At 49.6% G+C, this 13007-nt stretch carries 10 protein-coding genes; 4 read left to right on the top strand and 6 right to left on the bottom strand.

Features of this window, described 5'->3' with window-relative positions:
- Positions 1-32 precede the first annotated feature (32 nt).
- A complete protein-coding gene (locus NYE38_RS03760; RefSeq protein WP_003155656.1) occupies positions 33-1589 on the top strand; it encodes an ABC-F family ATP-binding cassette domain-containing protein in 1557 nt (518 codons plus the stop codon).
- A 43-nt stretch (positions 1590-1632) separates the two neighbouring features.
- On the opposite strand, the gene NYE38_RS03755 is transcribed toward NYE38_RS03760, so the two are convergent.
- From NYE38_RS03755 to NYE38_RS03745, 3 genes are all read right to left on the bottom strand, one after another.
- Positions 1633-2817, bottom strand: a complete 1185-nt coding sequence (locus NYE38_RS03755) for an MFS transporter (RefSeq protein ID WP_181816442.1) — start codon at positions 2815-2817, stop codon at positions 1633-1635.
- A 63-nt stretch (positions 2818-2880) separates the two neighbouring features.
- Positions 2881-3303, bottom strand: a complete 423-nt coding sequence (locus NYE38_RS03750) for a MerR family transcriptional regulator (RefSeq protein WP_003155658.1) — start codon at positions 3301-3303, stop codon at positions 2881-2883.
- Between the two features lie 191 nt (positions 3304-3494).
- Positions 3495-5384 (bottom strand): ABC-F family ATP-binding cassette domain-containing protein, encoded by a 1890-nt coding sequence (locus NYE38_RS03745; protein WP_031379284.1) that lies wholly within the window; start codon positions 5382-5384, stop codon positions 3495-3497.
- 158 nt (positions 5385-5542) lie between these two features.
- Between NYE38_RS03745 and NYE38_RS03740 the strand changes: the two genes are divergently transcribed.
- On the top strand, positions 5543-6610 hold the full coding sequence (locus NYE38_RS03740) for a glycosyltransferase family 2 protein (protein ID WP_025649929.1): 1068 nt from the start codon (positions 5543-5545) through the stop codon (positions 6608-6610).
- 46 nt (positions 6611-6656) lie between these two features.
- Here the strand turns inward: NYE38_RS03740 and NYE38_RS03735 are convergent, their stop codons facing one another.
- The 3 genes from NYE38_RS03735 to NYE38_RS03725 all read right to left on the bottom strand — a co-directional run bounded on the left by NYE38_RS03735 (position 6657) and on the right by NYE38_RS03725 (position 10014).
- The gene (locus NYE38_RS03735) at positions 6657-7556 is read right to left on the bottom strand and encodes an SDR family oxidoreductase (protein WP_340803120.1); all 900 of its coding nucleotides are present in this window, start codon (positions 7554-7556) and stop codon (positions 6657-6659) included.
- Between the two features lie 130 nt (positions 7557-7686).
- On the bottom strand, positions 7687-8541 hold the full coding sequence (locus NYE38_RS03730) for a methyl-accepting chemotaxis protein (RefSeq protein WP_061861947.1): 855 nt from the start codon (positions 8539-8541) through the stop codon (positions 7687-7689).
- Between the two features lie 15 nt (positions 8542-8556).
- Positions 8557-10014 carry an aldehyde dehydrogenase family protein gene (locus NYE38_RS03725; RefSeq protein ID WP_017419080.1) on the bottom strand — a complete coding sequence of 486 codons (1458 nt, stop codon included), beginning with the start codon at positions 10012-10014 and terminating at the stop codon, positions 8557-8559.
- A 244-nt stretch (positions 10015-10258) separates the two neighbouring features.
- Between NYE38_RS03725 and NYE38_RS03720 the strand changes: the two genes are divergently transcribed.
- Together NYE38_RS03720 and NYE38_RS03715 are read left to right on the top strand one after the other, a co-directional pair.
- On the top strand, positions 10259-11644 hold the full coding sequence (locus tag NYE38_RS03720) for an amino acid permease (RefSeq protein ID WP_025649927.1): 1386 nt from the start codon (positions 10259-10261) through the stop codon (positions 11642-11644).
- Positions 11645-11761: 117 nt separating this feature from the next.
- Positions 11762-12991: an MFS transporter gene (locus tag NYE38_RS03715; RefSeq protein ID WP_065180693.1), complete on the top strand. Its 1230-nt coding sequence runs from the start codon at positions 11762-11764 to the stop codon at positions 12989-12991.
- The last annotated feature ends 16 nt before the right edge of the window (positions 12992-13007 follow it).

Raw genomic sequence — 13007 nt, 5'->3', positions numbered from 1 at the left:
AAAGCGTGTCTGATAACGATAGAGGTGTAATGATGAGTATTTTATCCGTAAAAGATTTAAGCCACGGCTTCGGTGACCGTGCGCTTTTTAACAATGTATCGTTCCGTCTTTTAAAAGGGGAACACGTCGGCTTAATCGGAGCAAACGGCGAAGGTAAATCAACGTTTATGAATATTATTACCGGAAAGCTTGAGCCTGATGAGGGTAAGGTTGAATGGGCGAAAAACGTGCGTGTCGGCTATCTCGATCAGCATACCGTGCTTGAAAAAGGAAAAACGATCCGCGACGTGCTGAAGGATGCGTTCCATTACTTATTTGCGATGGAAGAAGAAATGAACGAGATTTACAACAAAATGGGCGAAGCGGACCCTGATGAGCTTGAGCAGCTGCTTGAAGATGTCGGTGTCATTCAGGACGCCCTGACAAACAATGATTTCTACGTGATTGACAGCAAAGTTGAAGAAATCGCCCGCGGCCTCGGCCTGCAGGAAGTCGGCCTAGACCGCGACGTCACTGACTTAAGCGGCGGACAGCGGACGAAAGTGCTGCTCGCCAAACTGCTTTTGGAAAAGCCGGAAATACTTCTGTTGGACGAACCGACGAACTACCTTGATGAACAGCATATTGAATGGCTGAAACGCTATTTGCAGGAATATGAAAATGCGTTCATCTTAATTTCTCACGACATTCCGTTTTTAAACAGCGTGATCAATTTGATTTACCATGTGGAAAACCAGGAGCTGACGCGTTATGTCGGTGATTATCATCAATTCATGGAAGTATACGAAGTGAAAAAACAGCAGCTCGAAGCCGCCTACAAAAAACAGCAGCAGGAAGTGGCTGAGCTGAAAGATTTCGTCGCCCGCAACAAAGCGCGCGTCAGCACGAGAAATATGGCGATGTCCCGCCAGAAAAAGCTTGATAAGATGGATATGATCGAACTGGCGGCCGAAAAACCGAAACCGGAATTCCATTTCAAGCCTGCGAGAACGTCAGGCAAGCTCATTTTTGAAACGAAGGACTTAGTCATCGGCTACGATACTCCGCTGTCACGCCCGCTCAATCTCAGAATGGAGCGCGGACAGAAAGTCGCCCTGTACGGCGCAAACGGCATCGGGAAAACGACGCTGTTAAAAAGCCTGCTCGGTGAAATCCAGCCGCTGGAAGGCACGGTGGAACGGGGCGAGCATCAATACACGGGCTATTTCGAGCAGGAAGTGAAAGAAACCAATAACAATACGTGCATCGAAGAAGTGTGGAGCGAATTTCCTTCCTTTACCCAGTACGAAATCCGCGCCGCCCTCGCCAAATGCGGCCTGACGACCAAACACATTGAAAGCCGCGTCTCCGTTCTCAGCGGAGGAGAAAAAGCGAAGGTCAGACTGTGCAAGCTGATCAATTCAGAAACAAACCTGCTCGTGCTTGACGAACCGACAAACCACCTGGATGTCGATGCGAAAGAAGAGCTGAAACGCGCGCTGAAAGAATACAAAGGCTCCATTCTGCTGATTTCCCACGAACCCGAGTTCTACATGGATATCGCGACGGAAACATGGAATTGTGAATCTTGGACGACGAAAGTGCTGTAAACACAAAAAGGAACTCCCGCCTGTGCGGAAGTTCCTTTTTTTCTTAATGTCCGGCTTTTATTCCGGCGAGATGTTTGCGTCCCATGAGAAGGACAAGCATGCCGACAAAAACGACGATCCCGCCTACTGTATATGGAGTGCTTGCGGTGAAATGTTCTGACAGCATTCCCGCAATCCACGGAGCGAGCGCACCGCCGATAAAACGGACTGAGCTGTAGGCTGAAGACGCGATTGAACGTTCAACCGGCGCAGAACCCATTACAGCGGTTGTCATGATCGTATTCACCATACCGAGAACAGCACCGGCGACAACGATACATGTAATGATCAACTTCTGATGGTCAGTCCAGATCCCCATGATGATGAGAATGACCGCAAAGGCGATAAAGAGAACGACGAGCGAACCCACTGTTCCCAGCACTTTGTGCACGAGCGGCGCCGTAAAGACTGACGTAATTGCCAGCAATAACCCCCAGCCGAAGAAGACGTATCCAAGGCCGTGTTCATCTAAATCCAGCACGAACGGAGAATAAGCAAGCAAAATAAAAAATCCAAAGTTGTATAAGAATGCAGATACTGCCATTGTCAAAAGGCCTTTATATTTGAGCGCCTTCATCGCATCAAACACACCGACGCGTTTTGCCGGTTTCGGCAGCTTCGGCAGCATGAGTGAAATCGCGCAAAGCGCTATGAACATGAGGACAGACACTCCGAAGAACGGAGCGCGCCATGAAATGCTGCCAAGCTCTCCGCCTGCAAGCGGCCCGACGGAAATTCCCAGTCCGAGCGCGGCCTCATACAAAATAATGGCTTTGGCGCTGCCGCCGACAGATACCCCGACAATGACGGCAAGCGCGGTTGAAATAAAGAGAGCATTCCCAAGCCCCCAGCCGCCGCGATAGCCGACAAGCTGAGCAATTGAACTTGAGCTTCCGCCGAGAGCGGCAAACACGATGATAAAAATAAGTCCGAGAAGCAGCGTCCATTTTGCGCCGATCCGGCTTGAAATCGCGCCGGAGAAAAACATCATAAAACCGGTAACGAGCAAATAACTTGTAAATAGCAGAGATACTTCACTAGGTGAAGCATGTAATTGTGCGGCGATCGCCGGAAGAATCGGATCGACAAGACCGATTCCCATAAAGGAAATCACACAGGCAAACGCAACCGCCCAAACGGCTTTCGGCTGGCTGAATAGGCCTGTTTTCTGTTGTGATGATGTATCCATTTGACCAAACCTCCTGTTTCATCCATTAAAAGAAACGCTATATCCATAGCGTTTACAGCAAAATCATTCGATTGATTGAATGGCGCGGTCAGCTTTTTCTTTCATTCCGTTAAGGCGCGTTTTAAAATGCTGAAATGTGCTGATCTTCTCATCAATCATCTCAAGCTGGTGGTTCAAAGCGTGCTGAATCTCTTCCAGCTTTTCTTTCCGTTCCTTCGGATCCAGTGACAACAAGTACCCCTCTTTGTTTAATTCCAGCTGACGGCTCATCTCCATAAACTGCTGAAGCTCCTGAAGGGAAAAACCGAGCACTTCTTTTGTGCTGGTTACTTTTTCGAGCTCCTCCATATCATCTTCAGAGTAAAGCCGGACGCCGCCTTCTGTCCGTTTAGGAGCAGGAATCAAACCAATCTCCTCGTAAAAACGAATGGTTCGTTTTGTCAATCCGCTTCGCTTGGCAACTTGATCAATCTTCATCCATTCCAAGGTGAATCCCCCTCTTGTCGTATCTGTTTCTATTATACACCATTTGAACCTTAACGTAAACGTAAACTTTTTTACGCCTGATAAACTTTGCTTGGACAAAACGTTTGTCTTTAAAGCGCCGGGAGACATCTGTGTAAGATAAAAAAAGCCGGTATGACCCGCCATCTTCTCGGGGGCCGTACCGGCTTTTCTTAATTCTCAAGTTCTTCAATCATCAGTGACAATTCGGTCCAGCGCTCCATCGCCGCTTCGAGCTCTTCAGCCGTTTTTGCCTGTTCGGCCATCAGTTCTTGAATCTTTCCGAAATCACTTCCCGCTTCAGCGATTTCCGCCTCCAGACGCTGATGCTTTTCTTCAAGGCCGGCGATTTTGTCTTCGATGCCGTCCCATTCGATCTGATCCTTATATGAAAGCTTTTTGCGCTTTTTCTTCGGCTCTTCTTCCGCCTTTTTCTCTTCGGCCGGCTGTTTTACCGCCGTCTTCTTCGCTTTTGCGTGTTCCATGTATTCACTGTACGAACCTTGGAAACGGGAAATGACACCTTGTCCTTCAAATACGATCAGGCGGTCAATGACGCGGTCAAGGAAATAGCGGTCATGGGATACGGTGATGACGACGCCTGGGAACTGTTCGATATAATCTTCGAGCACGCTTAATGTTTCCGTGTCCAGATCATTGGTCGGCTCATCTAAAAACAGCACATTCGGTTCCTGCATCAGTACATTCAGCAAGTACAGACGGCGCTTTTCCCCGCCCGACAGCTTTCTGATATACGTCTGCTGCATCGGACGCGGGAACAGAAAACGCTCAAGCATTTGTTCCGCGGTGATGACATCGCCTTCCGCCGTTTTGACGATTTCAGCCGTCTCTTTTATATATTCAATGACTTTCATATCACCGTTCATTTCGCTGTGATCCTGGGTGTAGTAGCCGATCCGGACCGTCTGCCCGATGGTGATATTGCCGCTGTCAGGCTGAATTCTGCCGGCGAGGCTGTTTAAAAGTGTCGTTTTCCCGATTCCGTTCGGCCCGATGATGCCGATTCGTTCCCCCGGGATGACAAGCTCATTAAACTGGCTGATCAGCGCTTGGCCGTTATAGGTAACGGAGACGTTATCGGCTTCGATCACCTGTTTTCCGAGACGGTGGGAGCCGATCGCGAAATCGAGTGATCCGGAGACTGCCGGCCCTTTTTGCTCTTTGAGCGCCTCCGCTCTGTCCACTCTCGCTTTTTGTTTCGTCGAGCGCGCTTTCGCCCCTCTTCTGAGCCACGCCAATTCGCGGCGCAGGAGGTTTTGACGTTTTGTTTCTTTCTGCTCCGCCAGCGCTTCCCGTTCGGCCCGTTTTTCCAAGAATACTTCATAGTTTCCTTTATACGTATAAAGGCTGCCTCTCTCAAGCTCGTAAATTCTATTCGTCACCCTGTTCAGAAAATATCTGTCGTGCGTGACAAGCATAACGGCGCCCGGATATTGCGATAAGTAGCCTTCCAGCCATTCAATCGTTTCATTGTCCAAGTGGTTTGTCGGTTCATCCAAAATGAGCAGGTCAGCCGGCTGGATGACGTTTTTCGCAATCGCGACGCGCTTTCTCTGGCCGCCGGACAGCTCGCTGACATCCTTCATCAGATCGGTGACGCCAAGTTTGGTTAAAACCGTTTTGGCTAACGTATTCGCCTCCCACGCATCATTCGCGTCCATTCGGGCCTGCGCATCAAGCAGCTGTTTCTGGCGCTGGTCATTTTCCGGTTCTTCATTCAGCGCCTGAAGCGCTTTTTCGTACTCTCTCATCGTTCTCATGACGGCTGATCCGCCGGAATAAATATGCTCAAGTACGGTTTGTCCGGCCGGAAGCTCAGGGTCCTGATGCAAAAACTCAATATGCACGTTTCCTGAGGCCGTAATCTCGCCTTCCTCCGTTGATTCAAGGCCGGCAATGGTTTTCAGAAGCGTAGACTTCCCCGTTCCGTTCGGGCCGATTAAACCGATTCTTTCATTCTCTTCAATATGAAAGGAGATATGGTCGAATAATGTCTTATCTCCGTATGTTTTATAAAGGTTTTCCGCTTTTATGATGCTCATGGTTCCTATCAATCCTCACGTAAGTTCATGTGTTCATTTTAAATCAGGCGCTGGAATAAAACTAGTAAAAGGACAGACAAATTTCTTGGAAGAGATCATTTTGTCCGAAGAATGTTTCCGCCTCTCCTTTTATACACTGGAGGGGAAGAGGTGATGACATGATCAGCGTCAGTTTGTGCGTTATCGTGAAAAATGAAGAGGAAGTGCTTGCGGGCTGTCTTGATTCCGTCAAAGACATTGCGGATGAAATTGTGATTGCTGATACGGGCTCGACCGACCGGACGAAAGAAATCGCGGCCCGTTATACGGATAAGATTTATGATTTTGAATGGATCGATCACTTTGCGGCCGCCCGTAATTTTGTGTTTTCGAAAGCGGAAATGGATTATATTCTGTGGCTGGACGCCGACGATATGCTGACGGAAAAGGACCGTGAAAAGCTGATTGAACTGAAGGCGTCGCTTTCAAAAGAGGTGGACGCGGTATCCATGTATTATCACGTCGGCTTTGATGATCGGGGAGAGGTCAGCTTCAGATACCGCCGCAACCGACTCGTCAAGCGTGAAAAAGGATTCCGCTGGATCGGAGCCGTGCATGAGTATCTTGAAGTATACGGAAACATCATAGAAACCGATATTGCCGTCACACACCGGAAATCCGAGAAAAAGCACTCGCCTCCCTCAGACCGCAACTTGAAGATTTATGAGAAAATGGCGGAAAACAGTGAAACGATGACACCGCGCGATTTGTTTTACTTCGCGAATGAATTAAAGGATCACGGCCAGTATCAGCGCGCCATCACGTATTATCACCATTTTCTTTCCACAAAACAGTGCTGGATCGAAGACGAGATCAGAACGTGCCAATATCTATCCGATTGCTACAGGGCGGTCGGCCATGAAGAGGCCGCCATGACGTCTCTCTTAAAATCATTTCTGATCGATTGTCCGCGGCCGGAGTTCTGCTGCAGGCTCGGCGACTATTTTGCGGAGAAACGGCAATACCGGCAGGGCGTGTTTTGGTATGAGCTCGCCCTATCCGCCAAAAGCAGCGATGCAGGCTTTACCCAGCTCGAATATTCCACCTGGTACCCCCATCTGCAGCTCTGCGTCTGCCACTGGCAGCTCGGCGACAGAGAAAAAGCGAAGATTCATAACGACAAAGCCGCCTCCTATCATCCGTCACATCCGAGTGTCCTGTATAATCAAAACGTGCTCGGCACATAACAACGAAAATAAGAGCTGCCCCGTATGAAGGGCAGCTCCTTTTTGATTACGCTGTCGGAATTCCTCCGCTTACACTGTAAATTTGGGATGTCACATAACTCGATTCTTCTGAGGCCAAAAAGACATAAATCCCTGCTAGCTCCGCCGGCTGTCCGGCACGCTTTAATGGGACGGCCGGTGTTTCCTTGCCGAATTTCGGAATGTTTTCACCGGGCTGTCCTCCCGAAATCTGCAGCGGCGTCCAGATCGGCCCCGGCGCTACCGAGTTGACTCTGATTCCTTTATTCGCCAGCTGCTTTCCTAAGCCGACGGTAAAACCGATAATGGCATGTTTCGTCGCGGCATAATCCAACAGCATCGGGCTTGGATTATACCCTTCTACGGACGTTGTCGTAATAATAGACGCGCATTCCGGCAGATACGGAAGCGCGGCTTTGACGAGCCAATACAGCGAGAATACGTTGACTTCAAATGTTTGATAGATTTGTTCTGTGGCAAGATCGCTGATATCATCCACTGCCTGCTGTTTGCCGGCGACAAGAGCGAGCGTGTCAAGACCGCCAAGCTCTTGATACGCTTTTTCCGCCAATTCTCCGCAAAACGTTTCATCGCTTAAATCTCCCGGCAGCAGAACGGCTTTTCTTCCCTCTTTTTCAATTAACGCTTTCACTTCTTCTGCATCCGGCTGTTCCTCAGGCAGATAGTTAATGGCCACATCCGCCCCTTCCCGGGCATAAGCAATTGCGGCGGCCCGGCCGATACCTGAATCGCCGCCGGTGACGAGGGCTTTTCTTCCCTTCAGCTTGCCGGCTCCTTTATAGCTTGTTTCACCGCAGTCCGGCACAGGCTTCATCTCTTTCTGCAAACCGGGCGGTTCTTGATATTGTTTTGGAAATTCATCATGATCATATTTCGTCAGCGGGTTGTGCAGATTTGCATCAGACATACAAGACTCTCCTTTATCATTGGTGATGTATTCGTATGTGTACCCCTTTAGCATGACGGATCAAACGTGTAAGTGCAGTTTCCGCTTGATAAAGGGAAAACAAAAAAGGAGCCCGTAAGCTCCCCTTTTTTTATGATTCTCCGAGCACGTTTTCAGCCATTTTCGCTAAATGCTGGGCGCTTCCCGAAATTTCCTGCATCGTGGCAGAAATTTGTTCAACCGCCGCCGCTTGGCCGTCCGTGTTCTGGTTGATGGATTCAATTGAGTCCTCCAGCCCTTTCAGCAGGCTGTGGATTTTTTTCGTAATTTGGTCAATTTGGCCGACATTGTCTTTTGAATGAGTGGCAAGCTTGCGGATCTCATCCGCCACCACGGAAAAGCCCTTGCCGGATTCTCCTGCTCTCGCGGCTTCAATGGCCGCATTCAAACCGAGCAGATTGCTTTGATCCGAGATGCCCTTGACAGTGACGGAAATGTCGGCGATTTCTCCCGCGCTTTCACTGACTTGTTTCGCCTGAGCGGAAATCCCGTTCATCTGTGCTGAGAAACCGCTGATGGATTCTGAGATATCCGCGATCGCCGAAGCGGTCTGTTCCACGACGGCGGACAGGCTTTCAGCGACATCATGAAGCTTGGCTGATTTTTCAAGGCTCGTGCCGAGACCGACGCCGCCGATGACTTTTCCGTTTTCATCATGAAGCGGAATCGCTCTGGCGATCAGCGGAAATCCGAACAGCTCTTTCGGCACCATGCTTGTCTTCTTCTGATTCATGCGGATCGCGTCTGTAATGATGTCCCCTTTTTGCAGCGGATCTCCCGGCTTTACATTAAGAGAAAACGTTTTAGCCGGAATATTCACGATTAATTTTTCTGTATCATAAATTCCGATGGTGATGTCATCTTGGATCAGGCTGTTTAAAAAAGGCGCAACTTTGACAAAAGCGTCAAGCAGGCTGTGCGTTTGCTGCTCCGTCTGTATACTCATTTCTTTCACTCCTTCTTAATATGGGAATTGACGTTTTTCATGCTGAACCGAAATCCATTTCAGCGTGGTGAATTCTTCAAGGCTCCATTCTCCGTTCAGCCTGCCGAGACCTGATTGTTTCTCGCCGCCGAACGCGACATTCGGTTCATCATTAATGGTCGTATCGTTGACGTGAATCATGCCGGTTTCGATCCGCTTAGCAAACTCAACGCCCCGCTCCACGTTTGCCGTATGCACGGCTCCGCTTAAACCGAACGGTGTCGCGTTTGCGATGCTTACCGCTTCATCCTCCGTTTCAAACGGCATGATGCAGACGGCCGGTCCGAACAGCTCCTCCTTCGCGATGCTCATCTCAGGTTTCACATCTTTTAAAATGACGGGCTCAGCGACCGTTCCGCTGAATCGGCCGGACAGCATCGGAACCGCTCCCTCTTCTATCGCTTTTTCGACAGACCGTCTCAGACCTTCCGCCTGTCTCTCATTGATTAAAGGACCGATAACCGTATCAGGGTCCATCGGATCGCCGACTTTCAGCGATGACACTTTCGCTTCGTAAAGCTCTGTAAATTTGTCATATACAGATGTGTGAACGAGCACGCGGTTCGCCGACATACAGATCTGGCCTTGATGCGTAAACCGGCTGAATACGGCCGCATTGACGGCGTATTCAAGATCAGCATCCTCAAGCACGATCAGCGCGCTGTTTCCGCCAAGCTCCAACAGCGGTTTTTTAAAGTGTTTGACCGCAAGCTGTCCGATATAGCTGCCCACTCCGGTTGAACCTGTAAATGAGATTATCCGCGGCACGGGATGCTCAACAAAGCTGTCGCCGATCTCCCCGATATCCGTCACGATGACATTCAGCAGCCCGTCCGGTACGCCGGCCGCTTCAAAAATTTTCGCGATAAGCGTTCCGCCGCAGATCGGCGTTTCTTCATGAGGCTTCAGCACGACGCCGTTCCCCGCGCCGAGTGCCGGCGCAACAGATTTCATCGAAAGGAAAAACGGGAAATTAAACGGGCTGATCACCCCCACGACTCCGGCGGGTATTCTGTACAGCCTGTTTTCTTTTCCGTCAATCGTGGACGGGAGAATTTTCCCTTCCATCCGCACCGGAAATGTTGCGGCTTCTTTTATCATATTTTTGACAAGTCCGATTTCAAACTCAGCCTTCAGCCGTGTTCCGCCAAGCTCCTCCATGATTAAGTAAATAATCGCTTCTTCGTGCTCTTCAATGAAAGAAACGGCTTTTTCCAAAATGGCCCGCTTTTTAAAAGGGTTTACTTTGTCCCATTCTTGTTTCGCAAGAGCCGCGGCGCAATATGCCGCATCCACGTCATCAGGCGTCGCTTTTCGGAATGAGGTGATGACTTTTTGAGTATAAGGATTTCTGTTTTCCAATACGTTCCGGCTGCTTCCATCCCTCCATCGGCCGCCGATAAACTGCTTATTTAGTTCTTCATATTGAAACATGTAAACATCTCCCTTTCACCGAAACTTGAAATTAGTTGATGAGTCATCTTTTGTATCGGTCTTAAGGTGAGAAAATTGAACTATTTCACAATAAAATTCCCTTTCCTTCCGTGCATCGACGCTTTTTAGCTTTGTCCTTTTAAAGTGGAAAATTCTTTAATTGACTGCGAGAAATTTCGACAATATAATACAAACGTCAGTGTATATAATGATAAGAATATTATGAATTTTCAGGAGGACCCATATGTCTTTACTATTTCGGAAAAAGCCGCTGGCCGACTTAAAGGCCCAGAGCAAACAGACCAGCCTGTCCCGCTCGTTAAGCGCTTTTGACTTGGTTTTGCTCGGAATCGGCTGTGTTGTCGGCACGGGGATTTTTGTGATTACCGGGACTGTGGCCGCGACAGGCGCAGGACCGGCTTTGATTCTGTCGTTTGTGCTCGCGGGCCTTGCCTGCGCGCTCGCCGCGTTTTGTTATGCGGAATTTTCTTCATCCATTCCGATTTCAGGCAGCGTATATACGTATTCATATGTCACTCTCGGGGAGTGTCTCGCGTTTTTAATCGGATGGGACTTAATGCTTGAATATGTTATCGCGCTCGCCGCCGTCGCAACCGGCTGGTCATCTTATTTCCAGTCGCTTCTTGCAGGCTTCGGGCTGCATCTTCCGGAGGCGCTGACCGCCGCACCCGGCAGCAAAACGGGTGCCGTGTTCAACCTGCCGGCCGTTATCATTATTTTGGTCATTACCGCGATTGTTTCAAGGGGCGTGAAAGAAAGCACCCGCTTTAACAATGTCATTGTATTGATGAAAATTGCGATCATTCTGCTGTTTATCGTCGTCGGTTTCGGCTACGTGAAACCGGAAAACTGGTCGCCGTTTATGCCGTTCGGGATGAAAGGCGTCATCACGAGCGCCGCGACCGTTTTCTTCGCGTATCTCGGATTTGATGCCGTGTCAAACGCGTCGGAAGAAGTGAAAAACCCGCAGAAATCAATGCCGGTCGGAATCATCGGCGCGCTTGCCATCTGCACCGTCCTTTACATTACGGTATCGCTTGTCCTGACGGGAATGCTTTCGTACACCAAGCTGAATGTCGGAGACCCTGTATCGTTCGCGCTCCAATTTGTCGGCCAGAACAAGATAGCAGGCATTATTTCCGTCGGCGCGATTATCGGGATTACAACGGTCATGCTCGCTCTGCTTTACGCTCAGGTGCGCCTTACATTTGCGATGAGCAGAGACGGCCTTTTGCCCCGCATGTTTTCCAAGGTTCACCCGCGTTTTAAAACACCGTTTCAAAACACATGGGTGACGGGGATCGTTGCCGCCGGGATCGCAGGTTTTATTGATCTGGGAACCTTGGCGCATCTCGTCAATATGGGAACCTTGGCGGCCTTTACGGTCATTGCGATCGCCGTCATCGTTTTAAGAAAGAAACATCCGGAGATCAAATCTTCCTTCCGTGTTCCTTTCGTGCCTTTTGTGCCGATCATCAGCGCATGCTTATGCCTGTATCTCGCAAGCAGCCTGCCGGGCGTGACATGGCTCGCCTTTGTCATCTGGATCGCCGCCGGGATCGTCGTTTATATGATGTATTCGAGAAAACACAGTTTGTTAAATAAATAAAAAGGGAGGCTCTTTTTTCTGTTTGAGAAAGAAGAGCCTTTTTTGCACTTGATAATTCATTCACCTTATGAATAATATGGTGTATGCTTCGTTTACATAAAAAGGAGGAGAATCACTTTGGCAATTGCCGCCCCGCTTAAAGAAAAACCTGTCCATCGTCCCGAGACAACCATGTATTCTATTTTGTTCATTATCGGGATCTGTCATCTGCTGAACGATTCACTGCAAGCGGTGATTCCGGCGATGTTTCCGATTTTGGAACGTTCCATGAATCTTACATTTACGCAGCTCGGAATTATCGCCTTTACGCTGAATATGGTGTCTTCCGTGATGCAGCCCGTCATCGGCTGGTATACGGATAAACGCCCGATGCCGTATGCTTTGCCGCTCGGGCTCACTGCAAGCATGCTCGGCATTTTAGGTCTCGCGTTCGCCCCGTCTTTTCTGACGATTTTATGCTGTGTCTTTTTTATCGGCCTTGGCTCCGCCGTCTTTCATCCTGAAGGATCGCGTGTCGCCTACATGGCCGCCGGCGAAAAGCGCGGCTTGGCGCAATCGATTTACCAAGTCGGAGGGAATACCGGCCAGGCGATGGCGCCCTTGATTACCGCGCTGATTCTCGTTCCGCTCGGTCAATTCGGCTCTGTCTGGTTTACGCTTGTCGCCGCAATCGCTGTGCTGTTTCTCATTTATATCGCCAAATGGTATAAAGGCCGCCTGATTCATTTGCGCGCCGTAAGTAAAAAATCACCGGCCGCCGCTGTGCAGACCGTGATTACAAAACCGATTATTCTCGCCCTTATCATGATTATCTTCTTAATTTTCGCGCGCTCCTGGTATGTGAGCGCGATCGGCAACTTTTATACGTTCTATGCGATGAATGCCTATCATGTCAGCATTCAGCAGGCACAGAGCTACATCTTCGTCTTTTTATTTTTCGGAGCTGTCGGAACGTTTCTCGGCGGGCCGCTTGCAGACCGTTTCGGAAAGCGGAACGTCATCATCGTTTCCATGACGGCATCGGCTCCCTTGACGATTTTCCTTCCGTTTGCGGGACCTGTCATCGCCTATGGCGTACTGGCGCTGATCGGCGTTGTTCTGATGTCCAGCTTCTCCGTGACGGTTGTCTACGCGCAGGAGCTTGTTCCCGGCAAAATCGGAACGATGTCAGGGCTTACGGTCGGGCTCGCCTTCGGAATGGGCGCGATCGGAGCCGTTGCGCTCGGAGCTCTTATTGATTCAGCGGGATTGACGCCGACCATGACAGCCGTCGCCTTTCTGCCCGTTTTAGGTCTGCTCGCCTTTGTCCTGCCGAGCGACAAAACATTAAAAGAATGGCATTCATAAAAACATCCCTGCCGAA

The sequence above is a fragment of the Bacillus sp. EU63 genome, assembly GCF_038592915.1.
GTDB lineage: Bacteria > Bacillota > Bacilli > Bacillales > Bacillaceae > Bacillus > Bacillus velezensis.
The sequence above is the reverse complement of the archived record's forward strand: the minus strand, read 5'-3'. Positions and strand labels throughout refer to the sequence as shown.

What these genes read in the sequence shown, in the direction of transcription:
- NYE38_RS03740 (WP_025649929.1), top strand. Translation starts at nt 5,543, where the DNA reads ATGATCAGCGTCAGTTTGTGCGTTATCGTGAAAAATGAAGAGGAAGTG.
- NYE38_RS03730 (WP_061861947.1), bottom strand. Translation starts at nt 8,541, where the DNA reads ATGAGTATACAGACGGAGCAGCAAACGCACAGCCTGCTTGACGCTTTT.
- NYE38_RS03725 (WP_017419080.1), bottom strand. Translation starts at nt 10,014, where the DNA reads ATGTTTCAATATGAAGAACTAAATAAGCAGTTTATCGGCGGCCGATGG.
- NYE38_RS03720 (WP_025649927.1), top strand. Translation starts at nt 10,259, where the DNA reads ATGTCTTTACTATTTCGGAAAAAGCCGCTGGCCGACTTAAAGGCCCAG.
- NYE38_RS03755 (WP_181816442.1), bottom strand. Translation starts at nt 2,817, where the DNA reads ATGGATACATCATCACAACAGAAAACAGGCCTATTCAGCCAGCCGAAA.
- NYE38_RS03745 (WP_031379284.1), bottom strand. Translation starts at nt 5,384, where the DNA reads ATGAGCATCATAAAAGCGGAAAACCTTTATAAAACATACGGAGATAAG.
- NYE38_RS03735 (WP_340803120.1), bottom strand. Translation starts at nt 7,556, where the DNA reads ATGTCTGATGCAAATCTGCACAACCCGCTGACGAAATATGATCATGAT.
- NYE38_RS03760 (WP_003155656.1), top strand. Translation starts at nt 33, where the DNA reads ATGAGTATTTTATCCGTAAAAGATTTAAGCCACGGCTTCGGTGACCGT.